Source organism: Chordicoccus furentiruminis, assembly GCF_019355395.1.
In the GTDB taxonomy this organism is placed as follows: Bacteria; Bacillota; Clostridia; order Lachnospirales; family Lachnospiraceae; genus Chordicoccus; species Chordicoccus furentiruminis.
Window position 1 is genome coordinate 2,069,802 of the sequence record NZ_CP048829.1, and the last position, 22,639, is coordinate 2,092,440.

Annotated in this window: 13 protein-coding genes; 12 read left to right on the forward strand and 1 reads right to left on the reverse strand. The window is 59.6% G+C overall.

What is annotated here, in order from left to right; all coding sequences use genetic code 11:
- Positions 1-43 precede the first annotated feature (43 nt).
- Entirely contained in the window at positions 44-667 is a 624-nt protein-coding gene (locus tag G4C92_RS09500) for a glycerol-3-phosphate acyltransferase (protein WP_274939626.1), read from the reverse strand.
- Positions 668-1,033: 366 nt separating this feature from the next.
- Here G4C92_RS09500 and G4C92_RS09505 point away from each other — a divergent pair, with 366 nt between their 5' ends.
- The 12 genes from G4C92_RS09505 to G4C92_RS09560 all read left to right on the forward strand — a co-directional run bounded on the left by G4C92_RS09505 (position 1,034) and on the right by G4C92_RS09560 (position 22,330).
- Positions 1,034-2,080, forward strand: coding sequence for an ABC transporter substrate-binding protein (locus tag G4C92_RS09505; RefSeq protein ID WP_274939627.1), 1,047 nt, complete (start codon positions 1,034-1,036; stop codon positions 2,078-2,080).
- 133 nt (positions 2,081-2,213) lie between these two features.
- On the forward strand, positions 2,214-3,740 hold the full coding sequence (locus G4C92_RS09510) for a sugar ABC transporter ATP-binding protein (protein WP_274939628.1): 1,527 nt from the start codon (positions 2,214-2,216) through the stop codon (positions 3,738-3,740).
- Positions 3,740-4,789, forward strand: a complete 1,050-nt coding sequence (locus G4C92_RS09515) for an ABC transporter permease (protein WP_274939629.1) — start codon at positions 3,740-3,742, stop codon at positions 4,787-4,789. Before G4C92_RS09510 ends, G4C92_RS09515 begins: the two co-directional genes overlap by 1 nt.
- Positions 4,789-5,835: an ABC transporter permease subunit gene (locus tag G4C92_RS09520; RefSeq protein ID WP_274939630.1), complete on the forward strand. Its 1,047-nt coding sequence runs from the start codon at positions 4,789-4,791 to the stop codon at positions 5,833-5,835. Before G4C92_RS09515 ends, G4C92_RS09520 begins: the two co-directional genes overlap by 1 nt.
- A gap of 243 nt (positions 5,836-6,078) precedes the next feature.
- Positions 6,079-7,755, forward strand: coding sequence for a response regulator transcription factor (locus G4C92_RS09525; protein WP_274939631.1), 1,677 nt, complete (start codon positions 6,079-6,081; stop codon positions 7,753-7,755).
- A gap of 18 nt (positions 7,756-7,773) precedes the next feature.
- Positions 7,774-9,294 carry a sensor histidine kinase gene (locus G4C92_RS09530; RefSeq protein WP_274939632.1) on the forward strand — a complete coding sequence of 507 codons (1,521 nt, stop codon included), beginning with the start codon at positions 7,774-7,776 and terminating at the stop codon, positions 9,292-9,294.
- A 57-nt stretch (positions 9,295-9,351) separates the two neighbouring features.
- On the forward strand, positions 9,352-10,431 hold the full coding sequence (locus G4C92_RS09535) for an ABC transporter substrate-binding protein (protein ID WP_274939633.1): 1,080 nt from the start codon (positions 9,352-9,354) through the stop codon (positions 10,429-10,431).
- A gap of 172 nt (positions 10,432-10,603) precedes the next feature.
- Positions 10,604-11,926, forward strand: coding sequence for an aspartate kinase (locus G4C92_RS09540; RefSeq protein WP_274939634.1), 1,323 nt, complete (start codon positions 10,604-10,606; stop codon positions 11,924-11,926).
- Between the two features lie 99 nt (positions 11,927-12,025).
- Positions 12,026-13,000: a 3'-5' exonuclease gene (locus G4C92_RS09545; protein WP_274939635.1), complete on the forward strand. Its 975-nt coding sequence runs from the start codon at positions 12,026-12,028 to the stop codon at positions 12,998-13,000.
- Between the two features lie 67 nt (positions 13,001-13,067).
- Positions 13,068-16,121 carry a cell envelope integrity protein TolA gene (tolA, locus tag G4C92_RS09550; protein WP_274939636.1) on the forward strand — a complete coding sequence of 1,018 codons (3,054 nt, stop codon included), beginning with the start codon at positions 13,068-13,070 and terminating at the stop codon, positions 16,119-16,121.
- Positions 16,122-16,553: 432 nt separating this feature from the next.
- Entirely contained in the window at positions 16,554-19,790 is a 3,237-nt protein-coding gene (gene ileS, locus G4C92_RS09555; RefSeq protein WP_274939637.1) for an isoleucine--tRNA ligase, read from the forward strand.
- Between the two features lie 80 nt (positions 19,791-19,870).
- The gene (locus G4C92_RS09560; protein ID WP_274939638.1) at positions 19,871-22,330 is read left to right on the forward strand and encodes a glycogen/starch/alpha-glucan phosphorylase; all 2,460 of its coding nucleotides are present in this window, start codon (positions 19,871-19,873) and stop codon (positions 22,328-22,330) included.
- Positions 22,331-22,639 lie beyond the last annotated feature (309 nt).

A 22,639-nucleotide genomic window follows, 5' to 3' on the forward strand; every position in this document is an offset into this window, starting at 1 on the left:
CCGCTCCCGTCCGGGAGTCGGCATTCCTGCCCCTTGCCTGTCCTCAGCGCTTTCTGAAGTGACGGGGTTCGGTTCCGGCCGCGATCCGCTTCAGCCCGTGAATATGACGGGACAGCATGATGAGCGCCGCGGCCGTGAAGAAAAGACCGGTGCGCGGACCCGCGGCGGCAAATCCGGCCAGCGCACCCAGTGCGCCGATGAGAACGGCGCCCAGCGGCAGATAGCCCGTCAGCAGCGTGACGGCTCCGCCGGCAAGACAGGCGGCGGTTCCCCAGCCGGGCAGGGCCAGAATCAGCCAGGCGCAGGTGACGGTGACGCCCTTGCCTCCGTGGAAACGGTGCCAGGCGGGCCAGTTATGGCCGAGCAGCACGCCGAGTCCCGCAAGAAGCGCCGGTTCCTCAAGCAGCGGCCAGCCGGACGAAGGAGACAGACGGCCGCGGAGAAAGAGCAGCCAGACCGCCGCGAGGGCCGCTCCGGTTTTCAGGATGTCTCCGGCCAGTACGAGAAATCCTTCTTTTTTTCCGATGACGGCCATTACGTTTGCCATCCCGGGGTTGCCTGTACCGATGGAGAAGACGGACTGCCCGGTGCTGAGGCGGGATACAAGCTCCGCGGTCAGAATGCTCCCGAACAGATAGCCGGTCAGAAGCGGCAGCAGAATCTCCATTCGCATCATCTCCTCTCTTTTTCTATTCTGAATATAGCAGGCGGCGGCCTGTATGTCCCGGAAAAGAAGCGCCGTTTTCCGTACGGGATCAAAAAATACACCTTCAGAAATAAAAAAATGAACATTGACCAGCGCGAAATACACAAATATACGGCCGTGAAAGTGGATTATATGTACATATACGCCAACTAAAATGTGAACAAAGTGTAAAAATCAAACCAAAACGGATAAAATGTGTATTTTCTGTGAGCGCCTCTGCTGGTAAACTTGTCGATGTAGTCGGGAAGGGCGCAGAAAACGGCCGGATCCCACATGGATGGAAGACCCCATCCGGTAACCCGTTCATTCCACAAAAAGGAGAAGAGCATGAAAAAAGCAATTGCGTTTGGTTTGACAGCAGTGATGGCAGCTTCGCTGGCAGCGCCGGTGATGGCGGACAGCAGCGTGGCCGAGGCGGCCAGCGGCGATCTGATCACCGTCGGTTTTTCTCAGGTGGGACATGAGTCCGACTGGCGTACCGCTTCCACCAACTCCGTGAAGGAAGCGTTCTCAAAGGATAAGGGCTTCGATCTTCAGTTCGTGGACTGCGACAATGATTCCCAGAAGCAGATCGAGTCGGTCCGCAACTTCATCGAGCAGCAGGTTGACTACATCATCATCGACCCGATCGTCTCCACCGGATGGGACACCGTCCTTACCGAGGCGCAGGATGCGGATATCCCGGTCATCGTCATCGACCGTACGATCGACGATTCCGACAAGTACACGGCATGGATCGGCACGGAGACCAAGAACGAAGGTCTTGCGGCCGGCGCGTGGCTGAAGGAATACGCCAAGGCGAAGAACATCAGCGACCTCAACATTCTGGTGATCTCCGGCACGACCGGCTCCTCCGCTCAGATCGGCCGTTCCACCGGCTTCGACGAGTATGTCAAGTCCGAGGGCTGGAACAAGCTGGACGAGCAGACCGGTGATTTCACGCAGGACGGCGGCCAGAAGGTTATGGAGTCTTACTGCAAGTCCTATGAAGGCAAGTTCAACGTGGTCGTCTGCCAGAACGATAACGAAGCGTTCGGCGCCATCGACGCGATGAAACAGGCCGGCATCAAGGTCGGACCGGACGGCGATGTCATCGTCATCTCCTTCGACGCATGCAAGGCAGGCCTTCAGGATACGATGGACGGCCTGATCACCGCTGACTTCCAGTGCAACCCGCTGCAGGGACCGGATTGCGCGAAGCTGGTCAAGCAGCTGGCCAACGGTGAAGACTATGAGAAGCAGACCTTCATGGCTGAGCCGTGGTACTGCCATGACGATACAGTGAAGTCCGTTTCTTATAAGAATGCAGCCGGCAAGGATGTCACGGAAGACATGATCGTCGTCACGCAGGACATCGTGGACGCAGGCTACTGATTAACCCGAAGAAACGGCCTCCGGCACCGCAGCCGGAAGCTGAAAGAAGGGCGGCCCTCCGGTCGGGGAGCCGCCTTTTTCAAGCCGGAGATGAAGCAGATCTCCGGCAGAGAGAAGAGCGGGGGATTGCAAAATGGCAAAAGAAGAGAATGTACTGATTCAGATGACGGATATCGTCAAGACGTTCCCCGGCGTTGTCGCGCTTGACCACGCGCAGCTCACTCTGAGAAAGGGCGAGATTCACGCCCTGATGGGAGAGAACGGCGCCGGAAAGTCCACGATTATCAAATGTCTCACCGGTGTCTATGAGAGGGACAGCGGCGAGATCCATATGGACGGCGTGGAGGGCAACATCCGCTGCCACTCCACAATGGACGCCCAGAACATCGGCATCGCGACGGTGTATCAGGAGGTCAATCTCTGCCCGAACCTCACAGTGGCGGAGAACCTTTTCATCGGCCGTGAGCCGAGAACGAAATTTCACACGATCGACTGGAAGAAGATGAACCAGAACGCGCAGAAGCTGATGGATCAGCTCCAGATTGCGGTCGATGTGACACAGACGCTTGAAAATTACTCCATCGCCATCCAGCAGATGATCGCGATCGCGCGCGCCGTCGATATGGACTGCAAGTGCCTCATCCTCGACGAGCCGACCTCATCTCTCGATGACAACGAGGTGGAGAAGCTGTTTCATATGATGAGAGAGCTCCGGCAGCGGGGCGTCGGCATCATCTTCGTCACGCACTTCCTCGATCAGGTCTACGAGGTCTGCGACCGGATCACGGTCATGCGGAACGGAACCTTTGTCGGAGACTACTCTGTGGCGGAGCTGCCGCGCGTCAAGCTGGTCGCCGCGATGCTCGGAAAAGACTTCGACGATCTTGCCGCGATCAAGAAGGAGGGCGGACAGATTTCCACGGGAGAGGTGGAGTACGAGGCGGAGGGCCTCAGCCACCGCGGAACGATCAAGCCGTTCAACTTCTCCATCCGCAAGGGCGAGGTCGTGGGACTCGCCGGACTGCTCGGCTCCGGCCGGAGTGAACTGGTCCGCTGTATCTACGGCGTGGACGCGGCGCAGACCGGTACGGAGAAGATGAAGGGGAAGGTGCTGAAAATCACGGCGCCCATCGATTCGATCAAGGCCGGCATGGGCTACCTTCCGGACGACCGGAAGCTGGACGGCTGCATCGGCGGCCTCTCCGTCAGAGAGAACATCCTCATCGCCCTTCAGGCGAGAACCGGACTCTTCAAGCGGATCCCGATGGCGAAGCAGAATGAGATCGCGGATCATTTCATCAAGGTGCTGTCCATCAAGACCGCTTCGAGAGAGACATTGCTCAGCCAGCTCTCCGGCGGCAACCAGCAGAAGGTGATCCTCGCCCGCTGGCTCGCCACGAACCCGGAATTTCTGATCCTTGACGAGCCGACCCGCGGCATCGATATCGGAACAAAGACCGAAATCCAGAAGCTGGTCCTTCAGCTGGCCGGCAAGGGCATGAGCGTAATCTTCATCTCATCGGAGATCGACGAGATGCTGCGTACCTGCAGCCGGATCTGCATCATGCGAGACGGACAGAAGGTAGGCGAGCTGGATTCGAAGGAAACCGAGCTCAATCAGGAGACGGTGATGGCTGCGATCGCGGGAGGTGAGAGCTGATGAAAACGTGGAATAAACTGAAGAAGAGCCCGCTGTTTCTTCCGATTCTCTGTCTCTTCCTGGTTCTTCTGATCAATCTGTTCAAGGATGTGAGCTTCTTCTCAGTCTCGATCAAGAACGGCGTCCTCTACGGCCGTCTGATCGATGTTCTGAACCGCGGTTCTGAGATCGCGATCCTCGCCGTCGGCCAGACACTGGTGGTTGCGGTTTCGGCGGGAACCGATATCTCGGTCGGGTCGGTGATGGCGCTGGCGGCCTGCGGCGGCTGCATGGTGCTGACCGGCTACGGGAACACTTCGGTGACGACGGTGCTCTATCCTATCGGAATCGGCATTCTCGTCGGCATCATCTACGGCATTGTCTGCGGCATGATCAACGGCGCGATGGTCGCGAAGCTGAAAATTCAGCCGATGGTCGCCACGCTGATCCTGTTTACGGCCGCGCGCGCGGTGGGGCTTCTGCTCTGCAACAACCAGATCACCTATATCCGCTATGAGCCCTACAAGTATCTCGGAAACTTCCTGCCGGGCTGCCCGATTCCGACGCCGATCCTTGTGACAGTCGTCGTGATTCTGATCGCGGAGCTGATTCTGAAGAAGTCGTCGCTGGAGCTGTATATCCAGTCGGTCGGCATCAACAGCCGGGCCTCCCGGATCTGCGGCATCAACTCGGACATGATCTGCTTCATCTGCTACACGATCTGCGGCCTCTGTGCGGGCATCGCGGGCATGATCGCCTCGTCCCGCATCTACTCGGCGGATTCCAACAACATCGGCCTCAACTACGAACTGGACGCGATCCTTTCCGTGGCGCTCGGCGGCAACTCGCTGGCCGGCGGCAAGTTCAATATGGCCGGTTCGATCATCGGCGCTTATACGATTCAGGCGATCACCACCACGCTGCTGGCGATGGGCGTCTCCACGGATCAGGCGCCGGTCTTCAAGGCCGTCATCGTCGTCGTCATCGTCGTCGTCCAGTCCCCGGTCTTCAAGAACTGGAGAGCGAGACAGGAGAAGAAAAAGGCAGCCGGAAAGGAGGCCGTTGCGTGATGGAAAAGAATAAGACAGCCGCCGCGGGAAAGCGGATCAACGGCAACAATCTGCTGCTTCTCATCACCTGCGTCCTGTTCGTCGTGATGTACGCGGCGGGATGCGTGATCTACGCGGACAAGGGCTTCACCCATTTCCAGACCTTCCTGAATCTGTTCATCACGAACGCGGGCCTGATCTGCGTCACCTGCGGCATGACCTGCGTCATGCTGACGGGCGGCATCGATATTTCGGTCGGTTCGCTGATCGCGATGGACTGCATGATTCTGGCGGACGGGATGACGAACAAGCATATGAACGCGATTGCCCTTGTCGTCTTCGTGATGGTCATCGGCGTCGTCTTCGGGCTGGTTCAGGGCTTTCTCGTCAGCTACATGGAAATACAGCCGTTCATCGTCACGATGGCCGGGATGTTCTTCGCACGCGGCATGACTGCCGTGATCAATACGGATCAGGTCTCCATCACCATGGACGCCTCGCCGCTCTTCTACGGATGGGCGAACGCGAAGATCACGCTGCCGGCGTTCCTCGGCTACGCCAACCGCAAGGGGCGCATGATCGCGCCGTTCATCCGGCCGACCGTCATCATCGCGCTTCTGGTTGTCGTCGCGATCTGGTTTGTTCTGAAATACACGAAGTTCGGGCGCGTCCTCTACGCGGTCGGCGGCAACGAGCAGTCGGCAAAGATGATGGGTCTGAACGTCCGGAAGGTGAAGCTGGAGGCGTATGTGCTTTCTTCGGTTCTCTGCTCCATCGGAGGCATCCTGTTCTGCCTCAACACGATGACCGGCGCGGTCACGCAGGCGAAGGGACTTGAGATGTCCGCCATCGCGGCCGCTGTCATCGGCGGCACGCTGCTGACAGGCGGCGTCGGGAACGTCTGGGGCTCTCTTGTCGGCGTGCTGATCACCGGTACGATTACAACCCTTGTCATGACCAACGGCAAGCTTCTCTCAAGCTGGGCCAACATCATGACGGCTGCTCTTCTGTGCGTGTTCATTCTCCTGCAGAGCGTGTTCGCGTACATCAAGAACAGAGGGAAGTAATACATTCTCTTCATGCTATACGGAAACGGGCGTCCGCCGGACGTCCGTTTCGGCGTACGCGGAGCGCGGCGCAGAGACTGCATTGAGGACGGTCCTGCTGCAGAAGCGTGCCGCGCTTTTTTATTCCGGCGGATATTTCCGGGGAGCGGCCGGAGCGGAACTTTTCCGGTGTCAGGGGCGCGGCTGCCCGGAACGGGGTTCGGAAACGGTCTGAAATGTGGTACGATAGACGCGGAGGAGCGTATGATCCGGGTATTTTTAGTGGAAGACGAATATATCATCCGGGAGGCGATCAAGCGGACCGTCGACTGGAGCGCGGCGGGCTGCGAGCTGGTCGGCGAGGCAGGAGACGGAGAGAAGGCGTATCAGATGATTCTGAAGGCCGAGCCGGACATCCTGATCACCGATATCCGCATGCCTTTTATGGACGGACTCGATCTCTCGCGTCTCGTGCGGAAGAAGCTTCCGAAGACGAGAATCGTGATCTTGAGCGGCTATGATGACTTCGCCTACGCCAAGGAGGCGATTTCGATCGGTGTCACCGAGTATCTGCTGAAACCGGTGTCCGGGGCGAAGCTGATGGATACGCTGAGGACCGTGAGCAAGGGAATTGAAGCGGACCGGCAGCAGACCAACTACAAGGAGGTCTACGAGGCGGAGCATGCCGAGAGACTGAAGTACGAGAAGCAGAATCTGATCCGCAGCGTCATCGACGGCAAGCTCGCGATGGCCGACGTGATCGAGCGCGGTCAGACGCTGGGCGTCAGTCTCGCGGCGGCGTATTACGGCATCATCCTGATGCAGCTGAGTGTCAGGGACAGCGAGAGCGCAGGGGCGGATCAGGAGCCGGCGGCCATCGCGGACGCGCTGGCCGCCATCCTCGATATGGCGGAGCAAAAACCCGACATCGGGCTCTACGAGCAGATCGGAGGCGTCGTGGTGATGCTGGTGATGGCGCCTGATCCCGACACGCTGAAGCGGCGGACCGGGGAGGAGCTGCGCACGGCAGCCGGCATCGCCGGCGGCTCGCCGGACATTCTCTTCTTCGCGTCGGTCGGGGAGCCGGTCGAACGGATCCGCGAGATCAATCAGTCCTACCGGGAAGCGAACCGGCGGTTCGCCAGAAGGTTCCTCTGCGATGCCAGCCGGATCTTCACCGGTGAGGACGAGGAGAAGGAGAACGCTGATACGGCTGTTCCGGAGCGGAAGCGGGACGAAGACGCCTTCTCTCTGAGCGGGTTTGACATCGGAAAGATCGACCGCCGGATGCTGTTTCATTTCCTGCGGAGCGGAACGGAGCAGGATGTGCCCGCCTTCGTGAAGGACTGCTTCTCGGGGCTGTCGGCGGCGAATCTCAACTCGCAGATGGTCCGTCAGTATATCGTGATGAATACCTATCTGACGACGGCCTCCTTCCTGCAGTCGGCGGGACTCGACAACGAGACCATCGAGAAAAAACTGGGTCGGTTCACGGATCCCGCGCGGATCGCGTCGGTGGACGGGATCGCGGAGTATCTGTCGAAAATCTTCACGGCGGCGCTGGAGGCGCGGGACGCGCAGTCGGAGAGCCGGTACGGCTCCATCGTGGCGGAGGCGAAGCAGTATATCTACCGGAATTTCACGCAGAACGACATTTCGCTCGGCACTGTGGCGGAGGCGGTGGGCGTCAGCGCGAACCATCTGAGCCGCCTCTTCAGTTCCTCGACGGGCAGCACGTTCATCGAATTTCTGACGGAGGTGCGGATGGAGAAAGCGAAGGACATGCTGCTGACAACGGAGGCGCCGGGCTCGGAGATCGCGCTGGATGTCGGCTATTCGGACCCGCATTACTTCTATTATATCTTCAAGAAGACGCAGGGAATGACGCCGAAGGAGTTCCGGCAGGAGCGGGCGAAGGACGGGGAGCCGGACCAGAGCTGAGGACGGAGACTGGGGATTATGTTCCGGAAAAAAGGAGAAAAGGACCACGCGGGGAAGCGGCGCGGCGGGATCCGCAGGAAGATCATGCTGCTGGTCTGGATGTCCGTGCTGCCGATGACGGCGGTGGCCGTCTACGCGATCTTCACCATCGACGCGTTTTACCAGCAGTACGACCAGAGCGTGCAGAACATCACGATGATTAATGATTATAACGTCTCGTTCGAGAAAAATATGAACGGGACGATGTACTACATCATTGTCGAGACGTACGACTGGAATGAGCTGAAAAACAAGGACAGCACCGGCAATCCGTACGTCCAGATCCGGGAGTTCAAGAAACGGCTCGGCGAGCTCCGCCGGACGACGACGGATGTGAGCACCCGGAGCGACATCGACGCGATCGGAAAGATGCTCGATTCTCTGAAGCTGCGGATCGACGACATCATCGTCAACGTGGAGAAAGGCGACCGCTACGACGAGAGCATGGAGATGCTGAAGGCCAACATCAACACGCTCACCGGCCTCATCCAGAAGGACATCGTGGACTACATCTCGCTTGAGGTGGCCAATATGGAGCGGGTGCAGGCAAGCATTTCCCGTCAGGTTTCCTGGTCGATGACGGTCCTCATCCTTCTGGTCTGTGTCCTGCTCGCCCTGACGCTGCTCACCGCCACCGGCATTTCCAGAAGAATCACCGAGCCGATCCGCCGGATGTGCGCGAAGACGGAGCAGTTCGCGCGCGGAGACTTCTCGGTGCGGATCGGGACGCGGAGCGGCGACGAGCTGGATACGCTGGCGGACAGCTTCAACAGCATGGTGACGGAGATCGGAAAACTGGTGGAAGATATCCGGATCGAGCAGAAGAACGCGAAGGACGCCGAGCTGAGGATCCTGCAGGCCCAGATCAACCCGCATTTCCTCTACAATACGCTGGACGCGATCATGTGGCTGGTCGAATCGGGACAGAAGGAGCAGGCGGTGAGCATGGTCTCCTCGCTGTCGGACTTCTTCCGGACGACGCTCAGCAAGGGACGTGACTGGATCACGGTGGCGGAGGAGCGGAGCCATATCCGCAGCTATCTGGAGATTCAGCGGTTCCGGTACGCGGACATTCTGGACTACGAGATCGATATTCCCGAGTCGATCGAGCACTATTTCGTGATGAAGCTGACGCTGCAGCCGATCGTGGAGAACGCGCTGTATCACGGGATCAAGAACAAGCGGGGAAAAGGCCTGATCACCGTCCGGGGACGGGAGGAAGGAAACGATCTTCTGTTCACGGTGGAGGACGACGGGATCGGCATGATGCCGGCCGAGCTTGACCGGATGCGGAAACTGATCGCCGGTGAGATCGCGACGGATCACTCGAGGCACGGCTTCGGCATCGCGAATGTGGAGCAGAGGATCCGTCTCCGCTACGGTGAAGGCTACGGGGTCAGCGCCGAGAGCGAGTACGGCGTCGGAAGCCGCATCACAGTCAGGATCCCGAAGGTGATCCATCCTGACGGCGAGGAAGGCGTCCGGCCGGAGGCCGGCTGATAAGGAACGGCGGATCGGTGTTATGTCAATGTCTGCGTCGGAAGGAGGGGGACGGAGATGAACTGGCTGAGAATGGCGGCCGCGGCCGGATGCGCGGCGCTGCTGGCGGGCTGCGGCGCGCCTGCGCTTCCCTGGACGGCCGGAAGCGGGGAGACGGCGTCGGCGGAAAGTTCGTCCGACGCCGGCCTGATCACGGTCGGATTTGCCCAGGTGGGAGAGGAGTCCGACTGGCGCAGGGCCAATTCGGTCTCGATTGAGGATGCATTTTCCACAAAAAACGGGTATCGCCTGCTTTTTGATGACGGACAGAACGATCCCGACAACCAGATCGTGGCGATCCGGAACTTCATCCAGCAGGAAGTCGATTACATTGTGCTGGAGCCGATCATCGAGGACGGCTGGGATACAGTGCTGAAGGAGGCGAAGGAGGCCGGGATCCCCGTGATCGTCGCGGACCGTCAGATCCGCGTGCAGGATGACTCCCTGTACGCCGCCTGGGTCGGATCGGACTGCCTTCTCGAGGGACGGATGGCGTGTGAGTGGCTGCACGCGTGGTGCGCGGCGAAGGGAATTCCCGACGAATCGCTGAAGATCGTCAATCTTCAGGGTACACTCGGCTCGACACCGCAGATCGGCCGGGACGGAGCGCTGAAGGAGTCCTGCAGCGCGTACGGCTGGGAGCTTCTCGCCCAGACGAGAGGCGAGTTTACGCAGGCGAAGGGGCGCGAGGCGATGGAAGAAATGCTCGCGGCCTATCCTTCTCTCAATGTCGTGTACTGCGACAATGACAACGAGGCGTACGGCGCGATCGACGCCATTCTGAAGGCGGGACGGACGCCCGGTACGGATCTCGCGGGGGGAGACATTCTGGTGATCTCCTTTGACGCCGCGAAGAAGGCGCTGACCTACGTGAAGAACGGTCAGATCGCCGTGGACGGTGAGTGCAATCCGCTGCACGGGCCCCGGATCCGCTCGATCATCGAAAAGCTGGAAGAGGGCGGGGAGGTCAGCAAGACGCAGTATGTCGAGGAAGGGCTGTTCGCCGCCGACAGCACGGTTCCATCCGTGACGGCTGACGGCATCACCCGGGACGTGACGGTGGTGACGCAGCGTGTCATTGACGACCGCTCCTACTGAGCCGGTCCGTACGGGAAACGCCGTCCGGCCGGGAGATTGTCCGGAATAAAAACTTTTCCAACCGCTTTATTCTATGCTATCATGTGACAGACATGCCGCGGCCGCGCGCAAGTCGCGTGGAGCCCTCAAGCGGAGGCTGAAGCAGGCAGGATGATGGAGGAAGGCAGAAAAGATGATCAAAGTAGTCAAATTCGGAGGGAGTTCGCTGGCGGATGCCACACAGTTCGGAAAAGTGGCCGACATCATCCACGCGGATCCGTCGAGGGTGTTCGTCGTACCCAGCGCGCCCGGACGCCGGTATCCGACGGATACAAAGGTGACGGATATGCTGCTGAAAGCGTATGATCTGGCCGCCGCGGGCAGCGGGGAGCTGGACGCGCAGCTTGATGCCATAAGGGAGCGGTATGACGCCATTATTTCCGGTCTTTCGCTGGACTTCTCTCTCGACGGGGAATTTGCGGAAATCCGGAAGAATCTGAAGGAGCATCCGGAGCGCGATTACGCGGCTTCCCGGGGCGAATACCTGAACGGCCTCGTGATGGCCGCCTATCTCGGCTTTGATTTCATCGATCCTTTCGATGTGATTTTCTTCAATGAAGAGGGCGGCCTTAACGCCTATAAGACCGAAAAGGTGCTCTCCGCACGGCTCAGGGAGACGGAGCACGCGGTGATCCCCGGCTTCTACGGACAGGGAAAGGACGGGAAAGTGAAGACGTTTTCCCGCGGAGGATCGGACGTCACGGGCTCCATCGTCGCCAGTGCGGCGAGGGCGGATATCTATGAGAACTGGACCGATGTGTCGGGCTTTCTCATCACGGATCCGCGGATCGTGAAGGATCCGGCGCCGATCCATACCATCACCTACCGTGAGCTCCGTGAGCTGAGCTACATGGGAGCCTCCGTTCTTCACGAGGACGCGATCTTTCCGGTCCGCTCGAAGGGGATCCCGATCAACATCCGGAACACGAACTGCCCGGAGGACGAGGGAACCTGGATTGTGGAAAGCACGGCGAGAAAGCCGAAGTACACGATCACGGGCGTTGCGGGCAAGAAGGGTTTCTGTGCGGTGCTGATCACGAAGGCGATGATGAACTCCGAGATCGGCTTCGGGAGAAAGGTGCTCCAGGCGTTTGAGGAGAACGATATTTCGTTCGAACACATGCCGTCCGGCATCGATACGATGACCGTCGTGGTGCATGAGAGCGAGTTCCTCGATAAGGAGCAGCGGGTGGTTTCCACGATCCACCGGCTCGCCTCGCCGGATTCCGTCGAGATCGAGTCGGGACTTGCGCTGATTGCCGTCGTCGGACGCGGCATGAAGTCGATGTGCGGCACGGCGGCCCGGATCTTTTCCGCTCTGGCCCACGCAAGGATCAACATCCGGATGATCGATCAGGGGTCCTCCGAGCTCAACATCATCGTCGGCGTCGCCAACGAGGACTTCGAGAAGGCGATCCGCGCGATCTATTCGATTTTCGTGGAAACGCAGCTTTGATAGAAGAAGAGTCAGCCTTTACGGCAGCCGGACAGAGGGGGTGCGGAATCTCCATCCGCGTTTGCAACCGGTTATCTCCGAACGTATAATGATTCACTGATGAACTATATTGTATTCGATCTTGAATGGAATCAGTGCCCGGACGGCAAGGCCGCCTCGGTCGCGTCGCTTCCTTTTGAGATCATTGAAATCGGGGCCGTCAGGCTCTCACAGGAAAAGAAGTATATTGACAGCTTTCATGCGCTGATCCGGCCGAGGGTGTACCGGCGCCTCCATGCGGAGACGCGCCGGATCATCGGACTGAGGGAGGCGGATCTCGCGGGAGGACGCTCCTTCCCGGAAGCGGCGGACGCGTTTTTCCGATGGTGCGGCGAAGACCCTGTGTTCTGCACCTGGGGACCGGGGGATCTCACGGAGCTGCAGCGGAATCTCCGCTATTACGGAATGCTCGGCAGACTGCCCGGCCCGATTCTCTACAAGGACGTCCAGAAGCTGTTTGCGATCGCCTTCGAGACCCGGTCCGTGCGGCGTTCGCTTAGTTTCGCTGTATCTTTTCTGCAGCTTCCGGAGGACGGCGCCTTTCATTTCGCGAAGGAGGATGCGGCCTACACCGCGCGGATCCTTGCGAAGATTCCGGATGAGGTGATCGCGAAAAACGATTCCATCGACTGCTTCCAGAATCCGAAGACAAGGGAGGAAGAGATCTTTCTCCGGTTCGAGACCTATGAGAAATTCATCTCGCGGGAGTTTGACACCCGGGAAGCGCTGATGGCGGACCGGGAGGTCACGGCGGTCCACTGCTTTCAGTGCCACTGCAACGTGCGCCGTGTCATCCGCTGGTTCGCGGACGGAAGCGGCCGCAATCATCTCGCTGTGGGATTCTGCGAACGGCACGGTTTTGTCAAAAGCAAGATCCGGGTCAGAGAAGCGGAGAGCGGGCGGTTCTACGCGATCCGGACGACCCGGCTGATCAGCGCGGGGGACGTCCGGAAGATCAGAAAAAAGCAGACAAATCTACGCCTGAAGCGGCAGAACAGAAAAGAATATCCGCATCAATGTTCACACACGACCTGAGATGCCCATGCTATAATCGGAGCAGACAGACGAAGGGAACGGATCAGACGGAAAGGGAGTGGAAGCTTTGAAGAAGAGAAATCAGCTGGTCAGCTGCCTGCTGACCGGAATGCTTATCGGAGGAACGGCCGTCAGTACGGCCTGTGCCGCGCCGGCCGTGACGGTCGGCGCGGATGCCGCGCAGGATGCGGCAGCTGAGGATCAGCAGGCGGATCAGACGGATAAGAAGAATGAGCCGGCCGCACCCGCCGCTCAGGCTCCGTCTTCCGCAGAAGACAACCAGCCGGCCGCGCCGTCCGGCGGCAGCGGTGAGGGCGGGTCTTCCTCATCCGGCTCCGCGGAGACAGGCGGATCCGGGATGGAGGGCGGAAATCAGAGCAGCTCCGGGAGCGGGAATCAGGGCGGCACGGGCTCCGAGAGCGGAAGCCAGAGCGGTTCCCCGGAGAACCCAGCCGATCCGGATTCCGGAAAGACGGATCCGGGCTCAGGGACGACTGACCCGGCTGATCCGGACTCCGGAAAGACGGATCCGGGTTCAGGGACGACTGACCCGGCTGATCCGGACTCCGGAAAGACGGATCCGGGCTCAGGGACGACTGACTCGGATGATCCGGACTCCGGAAAGACAGACCCGGATTCCGGAAAGACGGATTCGGATGAAGAGGCGGAGAAGAAGGCCGAGGAAGAAGCGAAGAAGAAAGCCGAGGAAGAGGCGAAGAAGAAAGCCGAGGAAGAGGCGAAGAAGAAAGCCGAGGAAGAGGCGAAGAAGAAAGCCGAGGAAGAGGCGAAGAAGAAAGCCGAAGAAGAGGCGAAGAAGAAAGCCGAGGAAGAGGCGAAGAAGAAAGCTGAGGAAGAGGCGAAGAAGAAGGCCGAAGAGGAAGCAAAGAAGAAGGCTGAGGAAGAGGCGAAGAAGAAGGCCGAAGAGGAAGCAAAGAAGAAAGCTGAGGAAGAGGCGAAGAAAAAGGCCGAGGCGCAGCGCCGCACAGCCTCGAACCCCCGCTCGTCCGGGCGCGCGTATTACTCCGGAAGCTATCTCGCTTCGGCGGTGCAGCGTCAGCTCGCCCTGAACGCCGGTTTCCGGCAGATTCCGAAGAAGTACGCGCTGGCTGCGGGAAAAGCCGGAACGGTGATCAATCTTTATGAAGGCAAGGGGACCGGTACGCGCGTTGTCGGAACGATGACGGCGGGCAGTCTCTGCTTCATCATCGACGATGAGAACGAAGACTGGATCTTCGTGGAGTCCGGCGATGTCAGGGGCTTCGTGCGGAAAGGCGATATCACCAGCGGCCAGGACGTGAACCGGATCGTCAAGTCCGCCGGAGAGGACAGGATGAAGCTGGCCGTTCTGAAGGTGAACGCGCTGGACAACGCGGCGTACCGCTATTCGCTTTATACGACAAAGCCGGTCGTCAATCTGATCGGCGGCCTCGACACGGCCAGCGCGGACCGTCAGTCGATCGTCAGCTATGCAATGCAGTTCCTCGGCAATCCTTATGTCTGGGGTGGAGAGTCGCTGACAAACGGGACGGACTGCTCCGGCTTCACCATGCAGATCTATCGTCATTTCGGCATCGAACTGCCCCGCTGCTCCTATGAGCAGGCGGAAGTCGGCGTGAAGATACCGGTTTCCGAGGCGGAGCCGGGCGATCTGATCTTCTATGCCCGGGACGGAGCCGTTTATCATGTTCTGATGTCGATCGGAAACGGGATGGCGATCAACGCGAGCTCCTCCACCACGGGCATCATCATCTCAAAGGTCAATACGGACAAGGCGTGCTGGGCGGTCCGGATTCTGAACGACACCCGTCCAGAGACCGTGACAGTGAGCGGCGGAGACACGACGCAGGCGTCCTCACTGGTGGCGGAAGGACGGTCGGCTTACGAAGGAGACGCGGCGGCGCAGGAGAAGATCATCGAGGCGTATGCGGCAGCTTCGGAGAAGGAGTGGAACGCTTACGGATTCTGCCGGTCCGTCCTGATTGCCCAGGCGATTCAGGAATCCGGATGGAACGCCTTCGGCGGCTCGGCGGCCAGCGTGCAGGCGTCGGACAACAACGTGCTGGGTATGAACGCCGAACTGCTGAACAGCCGCTGGATCAGTCCCTGGACGGGAGGCTCCGTCAGCCGGCTGGTGCCTCAGTACACAGGGAGCGGTACGTCGTGGGGCTTCGAATCCATGCGGACATACGAGGACATCGAGTCCTGCATGATGGATTACGCGGCCTTCAAGATCGGCCTTCATCCGGAGCTTCGCGGCGTGACGGACGTCAATACCGTGATCTCCGTGGGACTCAGGGGCTACGCCACCGATCCGCAGTACCAGGACAAGATCCGTGCGATCATCGACCAGTATGACCTCACGAAGTATGACACGGTTTCCGGCCTCCATGAGCAGGGCGAGGTGACGGTGCAGCAGTCCGGAGAGAGCACAGCGGAGACAGCGTCCGCGAGCACAACGGAGACAGCATCCGGGAGCACAGCGGGCACGGCTGAGGCGGCATCCGAGAGCACAGCGGGCACAGCGGAGACGGCATCCGAAAGCGCGGAGAGCACGGATGCGGCGGCTTCCGTCAGTCAGCCGGAGGAGAGCGAACCGTCTGAAGCCGGTGTGTCCGGAGAGGTGCTGACCGCGGCGGAGACAGATCAGACGGATCAGACAGAGGAAGCTGGCGCACAGCCGGAATCGGATGATATTCCGGAAGAGGCGGATCCGGATTCGGAAGAGACATACACCGCCTCCGGCGAGACCACGGACGCGAGGAGCGACAGCGGAGCGGCCGGCTACTCAAGGGAAGAGCTGGAGAAGATTTATGCCATTGTGGCCGCGGAGGATGATACCTCCTATGACGGCGCGCTGGCCGTGATCTCGACGGCAATGAACCGGGCGGACAGCAACTACGGCGGATACGGCACCACCGCGCTGGCCCAGCTGAGCGCCCCGGGACAGTATGCGACGGATTACGCCACGCGTCTTGGCGGCAATGTGCCCGACTTTGTGCGCCAGGCGGTCAACGACTGTCTGGTGGGAGGCGTCCGGAACACGGACTGCACCGGGATCGCCAACTCCGATGCGAACGGAGACGCCACGCAGATCGGGGCGAACTGGTATTTCCACAGCTGAGAACAGAGAAAGAGAATCGGAACGCCGGGGAGGGCGGCCGCGGGAGGCGCGGCCGCCCTCCCCGCGTCCCGGAGAAAACCGGCCGGACACCAATCGGACCGGTGAACATGATCCGTCCGGATGATCCGCCCGGCCGGACACCAGCCGAACTTCATGAATCGGTCCGGCGGCCGTTTTTTCGGCGGACTGCAATCGATTTCATGGAAACCGGCCGCGGCCGGGCGTTTCTCTTGACACGCGCTTGCGGCAGTCTGTAGAATACTGAGTTGCAGGATTCAAGTGAAGACTGCGCGGCATGAACCGGAGCGTGCGGCGCCTCTGCACCGGGAAAAGCGGACAGGCGGAAGGCCGTCAGGCCGCCGGCTCATCAGCGGAGCGGGTGAAGAGAAAACCCGCCCGTCAGAAAAAGAAGCAGGAAGAAAGGTACCAGTCATGTACAAAAAAGTCGATACGGACATGAATTTCGTCGATCGGGAGAAGGAGACGGTCCGGTTCTGGAAAGACCACGACATCTTCAACAAAAGTATCGAGGAGCGGGAAGGATGCCCCACCTATATGTTCTATGACGGCCCGCCGACCGCCAACGGCAAGCCGCATATCGGGCATGTTCTGACCCGTGTTATCAAGGATACGATTCCGCGCTATCACGCGATGAAGGGCGAGCAGGTCCCGCGGAAGGCCGGATGGGATACCCACGGCCTTCCGGTCGAGATCGAGGTGGAGAAGCAGCTTGGCCTGGACGGCAAGGAGCAGATCGAGCAGTACGGGGTGGAACCCTTCATTAAGAAATGCAAGGAATCCGTCTGGAAATATGAAGGCATGTGGCGCACCTTCTCCGACACGGTCGGATTCTGGGCGGATATGGATCATCCGTATGTCACGTATCATAATGACTATATCGAGTCCGAGTGGTGGGCGCTGAAGGAAATCTACAACAAGGGCCTTCTGTACGAGGGATACAAAATCGTTCCATACTGTCCGCGCTGCGGTACGCCGCTTTCCAGCCACGAGGTGGCGCAGGGCTATAAGACGGTGAAGGAACGTTCCGCCATCGTCCGCTTCCGCCTGACCGGTTATACCTACGACCGCGCCACGAAGCAGGACGTGCCGAACGATCTGACGAAGGACGGGGAGGTCTACTTCCTCGCCTGGACAACGACGCCCTGGACGCTTCCCTCCAACGTGGCGCTCTGCGTCAATCCGGACGATGAGTACGTCAAGGTGAAGGCGGCCGACGGCTATACCTATATTATGGCGCGGGCGCTGACCGATACGGTGCTCGGAAATCTCGACGGGGAGAAGAAGCCCGAGATCCTCGCTTCATGGAAGGGAACGGAGCTTGAGTACGTGGAGTACGAGCCGCTCTATGAGTGCGCGAAGAAGAAGGCGGACGCACAGCACCGCAAGGGTTTCTATGTGATGGTCGATTCCTATGTCACGATGACGGACGGCACCGGCATCGTCCATATCGCGCCGGCCTTCGGCGAGGATGATAACCGGATCGGTAAAAAGTACGATCTGCCGCTGGTGAAGTTCGTCAACGAGAAGGGCGAGATGACGGAGGAGACACCGTTCGCGGGTATGCGCGCGAAGCCCTCCGAGAAGGAGATCAGGGCCGGCGCCGTGAGCGCCGATCCGGAGGTACTGAAGGATCTGGAGAAATCCGGCAAGCTGTTCTCCGCGCCGAAATTCGAGCATGACTACCCGTACTGCTGGCGCTGCGACACGCCGCTCCTCTACTATGCACGAGAGTCCTGGTTTATCCGGATGACGGAAGTGAAGGATGACCTGATCCGCAACAACAGCCTGATCAACTGGATTCCGGCTTCCATCGGAAAGGGACGGTTCGGGGACTGGCTTGAGAACGTCCAGGACTGGGCGCTTTCAAGAAACCGCTACTGGGGCACGCCGCTCAATATCTGGGTCTGCGATGACTGCGGAGAGAAGATGCCCATCGGCTCTATCAGTGAACTGAAGGAGAAGGCGGACAACTGCCCGGACGGGATCGAGCTTCACAAGCCCTATGTCGATCAGGTCACGATCACCTGCCCGCACTGCGGCGGCAAGATGCACCGGGTGCCCGAGGTGATCGACTGCTGGTTTGATTCCGGCTCAATGCCCTTCGCCCAGCTTCACTATCCGTTTGAGAATCAGGAGCTGTTCAAAAAGCAGTTCCCGGCGAGCTTCATCTCCGAGGCGGTGGACCAGACCCGCGGATGGTTCTACTCGCTGCATGCGATTTCGACGCTGCTCTTTAATGAGCCGGCGTTTAAGAACTGCATCATCATGGGCCTTGTTCAGGACGAGAACGGACAGAAGATGTCGAAGTCGAAGGGAAATGCCGTCGACCCGATGGACGCGCTCGGCAAATATGGAGCGGACGCGATCCGATGGTATTTCCTCACCAGCTCGGCCCCCTGGCTTCCGAGCCGGTTCTACGGCAAGGCCGTGCAGGAGGGACAGAGAAAGTTCCTCGGCACGCTGTGGAACACCTATGCGTTCTACGTGCTGTACGCGAACATTGATCAGTTCGACGCGACGAAGTACAAGGCGGACGACGCGACGCTGAGCGTGATGGACCGCTGGATCCTCTCCAGGCTCAACTCGACGATCGGGACCGTTGACAAATACATGGCGGCCTACCGGCCGACCGAAGCCGGCAAGGCGCTGCAGGATTTTGTGGATGATCTTTCCAACTGGTATGTCCGCCGCAGCCGCAGCCGCTTCTGGGCTCACGGCATGGAGCAGGACAAGATCAACGCCTATGAGACGCTCTACACCTGCCTGAAGACGACGATCCTTCTCGCCGCGCCGATGATCCCGTTCATGACGGAGGAGATCTACCAGAACCTGGTCCGCACTGTCGAGAAGGACGCGAAGGAGAGCATCCATCTCTGCGATTATCCTGTGGCGGATCAGAGCCGGATCGACCGTGATCTCGAGGAGCGGATGAAGCATGTCCTCGACATCGTGGTCCTCGGGCGTGCGGTCCGGAACAGCAGCGGTATCAAGAACCGTCAGCCGATCGGCCGGATGTACATCAAGGCGCCCTATGAGGTGTCCACGTACGATCAGGCGATCATCCTGGACGAGCTGAATGTGAAGAGCCTTGAGTTCCGGGATGACGTGAGCGAATTCGCGGGCATTTCCATCAAACCGGATTTTGCCGCGATCGGGCGGAATTTCCCGAAGGAGCAGAAGGGCGTCGTGATCGGCGCGATCCGGAAGCTGGATCCCGCGGAGGCGGAACGGGAGCTGCGGACGAAGGATACCGTGACGCTCGTGATCGATGGCGCGGAGACGGAGGTTTCCAAAGACAATCTGCTGATCGAGACGCAGAAAAAGGAAGGCTTCGAGGCGATGACCTCCGGAAATCTGACGGTGGTGCTGGACAAGCACCTGACGCCGGAGCTGATCGAGGAGGGCTTCGTGCGCGAGCTGATCTCCAAGATCCAGACGATGCGCAAGGAAGCAGGCTTCGAGGTGATGGACCGAATCCGCGTCAGCGCGGCCGGAAACGAGAAGCTGCAGAAGGTCATGGAGCGCAACCGCGGGCAGATCTGCCGCGATGTGCTGGCCGACGGGATCGGATTCGGCGAGCCGGAAGGCTATGTGAAGGACTGGACAATCAACGGCGAGCCTGTGACGCTGGGCGTCGTAAAACAGTGAGCGGACCGACGGCTCCGCCGCTTCGGCGGGGCTGCCGTTTTCCGGAAATCCGGGGATACAAAATAAAGGAGGCACAGCATTTGAGCACGACGAAGAAGCTGAAGGGATTCGACAAGGAGCGGTTTATCGAGGACGTGAAGACCAACGTCAGGAAGCTTTACCGTACGGATCTGCAGTACGCGAGTCAGGAGCAGATCTTTCAGGCAGTGGCGGACGTCATCGAGGATACGATCATCAACCAGTGGATGGATTCCTGCAAGCGGTTCGGGGAGCAGAAGAACAAGATCGTCTACTACCTTTCGATGGAATTCCTGATCGGCCGGGCGCTGGGCAACAATCTGCTCAACCTCGGGGAATACGAGGATGTGAAGGAAGCGCTGGACGAGCTGGGCCTCGATATCAACGCGATCGAGGATCAGGAGCCGGACCCGGCGCTGGGCAACGGTGGACTCGGCCGGCTGGCCGCCTGCTTCATGGATTCGCTGGCCACCGGCGGCTACCACGCCTACGGCTGCGGCATCCGCTACCACTACGGGATGTTCAGACAGAAGATCGAGAACGGCTATCAGAAGGAAGTGCCGGACAACTGGCTGAAGAACGGCTACCCGTTCGAGCTGAAGCGCCCGGAGCATGCGAAGGAGGTCCGCTTCGGCGGCAACACCCGCATCGAGTATGATCCCGCGACCGGCCGCAACCGTTTCATCTACGAGAATTATTCCTCGGTCCGTGCCGTCCCGTACGATATTCCGGTCGTCGGCTACAAGAACGGCGTCGTCGACGCGCTTCGGATCTGGGACGCGGAAGCGATCAACCGCTTTGAGCTGGCTTCCTTTGACCGGGGCGAGTACGAGAAGGCGGTGGAGCAGGACAATCTCGCCCGCACCATCACAGAGGTGCTCTACCCGAACGACAACCATATGGCCGGCAAGGAGCTCCGGCTGAAGCAGCAGTACTTCTTCATCTCCGCTTCCGTGCAGGAGGCGCTTGAGAAGCATCTCGGCATGTACGGCACGCTGGACAACCTTCCGGACAAAGTGGCTTTCCAGCTCAATGACACGCATCCGACCGTGGCGATTCCGGAACTGATGCGCCTGCTGATGGATGAGTACGGCTACGGCTGGGATCAGGCGTGGAATCTTACGACGCGGACCTGCGCCTATACGAACCACACGATTATGGCGGAAGCGCTGGAGAAATGGCCCATCGATCTTTTCTCGCGCCTGCTTCCCCGGATTTATCAGATCACGGAAGAGATCAACCGCCGCTTCCTCTGCGAGATTCAGGAGCGGTATCCGAACAACCCCGACAAGATCCGCAATATGGCGATCATCTATGACGGTCAGGTGCGGATGGCCTATCTGGCGATTGTCGGAAGCCACAGCGTAAACGGTGTAGCCGCGCTTCACACGGAGATCCTGAAGAAGGACGTGCTGAAGGATTTCTACGAGATGATGCCGGAGAAGTTCAACAACAAGACGAACGGCATCACCCAGCGGCGCTTCCTGCTCCACGGCAATCCGGAGCTGGCGAAATGGATCACCGACAAGATCGGCGACGGCTGGATCACCGATCTCTCCCAGCTGTCCCGGCTGAAGCTCTATGTGGACGATCCGAAGGCGCAGCAGGAGTTCATGAACATCAAGTACAGGAACAAGCAGCGCCTCGCGGCGTATGTGCTTGAGCACAACGGCGTGGAGATCGACCCCAATTCCATCTTCGATGTGCAGGTCAAGCGGCTGCATGAGTACAAGCGCCAGCTGCTCAACATCATGCATGTGATGTACCTCCGGAATCAGCTGAAGGAACACCCGGAGATGGACTTCTATCCGAGAACCTTCATTTTCGGCGCCAAGGCGTCGGCCGGCTACGAGATCGCGAAGCTGATCATCAAGCTGATCAACTCGGTGGCGGCCAGCGTCAACAACGACCCGGATCTGAAGGGCAAGCTGAAGGTGGTCTTCATCGAGGACTACAAGGTCAGCAACGGAGAGATCATTTTCGCCGCGGCGGATGTATCCGAGCAGATCTCGACCGCCTCGAAGGAAGCGTCCGGCACCGGCAACATGAAGTTCATGCTGAACGGCGCGCCGACGCTGGGCACCATGGACGGCGCCAACGTCGAGATTGTGCAGGAAGTGGGCGGGGAGAACGCGTTCATCTTCGGCCTTTCCTCGGATCAGGTGATCAACTACGAGCACAACGGCGGGTATGATCCGAACTATATCTTCAACACCGACGGAGAGATCCGGAAGGTGATGGTCCAGATGATCAACGGAACCTTCGACCCGGATACGGAGCTGTTCCGGCCGATCTACAATTCGCTTCTGACGAACCGCTACGGCGCTCCGGACAAGTATTTCATTCTGGCCGACTTCCGGGCCTATGCAGAGGCGCAGCGGAAAGTGGAGGAGGCGTACCGCGACCGTACGCGCTGGGCGAAGATGGCGATGATGAATACCTTCTCGGCCGGCAAGTTCTCCTCGGACCGCACGATCCGGGAGTATGTCGACGATATCTGGCATCTGGATCCGGTGCGCTGACCGGGACAGGCATCCGAATGCTCTTCGGGGCCGGGATGCCTCCTGACGGAAGGCGGGGCCTCCGGGCGGGAACGAATGATTCCGCCGGGAGGCCCTGTTTCGGTGCAGGCACCGGCTCCGGTCACGACCGTCCTGAGTCCATTCGCTCGCGTAGTCCGTCCGGCCCTTCCTGCCGGACAAGTCCTCAGGCAACTGACGCCGGATGCCCGGCGCGTAAAAGCGAGACGCCGCGGCCGTTTGGACCGCTCACAGAGAATCCCCGATATCGCGGAGCGAAAGCATACGCGGTTATCGGGGATTTTTGCTGTG

Bases quoted from the DNA above. Each gene is read 5' to 3' on its own strand.
- G4C92_RS09500 (WP_274939626.1), bottom strand. From the start codon at position 667: ATGGAGATTCTGCTGCCGCTTCTGACCGGCTATCTGTTCGGGAGCATT.
- G4C92_RS09505 (WP_274939627.1), top strand. From the start codon at position 1,034: ATGAAAAAAGCAATTGCGTTTGGTTTGACAGCAGTGATGGCAGCTTCG.
- G4C92_RS09510 (WP_274939628.1), top strand. From the start codon at position 2,214: ATGGCAAAAGAAGAGAATGTACTGATTCAGATGACGGATATCGTCAAG.
- G4C92_RS09515 (WP_274939629.1), top strand. From the start codon at position 3,740: ATGAAAACGTGGAATAAACTGAAGAAGAGCCCGCTGTTTCTTCCGATT.
- G4C92_RS09520 (WP_274939630.1), top strand. From the start codon at position 4,789: ATGGAAAAGAATAAGACAGCCGCCGCGGGAAAGCGGATCAACGGCAAC.
- G4C92_RS09525 (WP_274939631.1), top strand. From the start codon at position 6,079: ATGATCCGGGTATTTTTAGTGGAAGACGAATATATCATCCGGGAGGCG.
- G4C92_RS09530 (WP_274939632.1), top strand. From the start codon at position 7,774: ATGTTCCGGAAAAAAGGAGAAAAGGACCACGCGGGGAAGCGGCGCGGC.
- G4C92_RS09535 (WP_274939633.1), top strand. From the start codon at position 9,352: ATGAACTGGCTGAGAATGGCGGCCGCGGCCGGATGCGCGGCGCTGCTG.
- G4C92_RS09540 (WP_274939634.1), top strand. From the start codon at position 10,604: ATGATCAAAGTAGTCAAATTCGGAGGGAGTTCGCTGGCGGATGCCACA.
- G4C92_RS09545 (WP_274939635.1), top strand. From the start codon at position 12,026: ATGAACTATATTGTATTCGATCTTGAATGGAATCAGTGCCCGGACGGC.
- ileS (WP_274939637.1), top strand. From the start codon at position 16,554: ATGTACAAAAAAGTCGATACGGACATGAATTTCGTCGATCGGGAGAAG.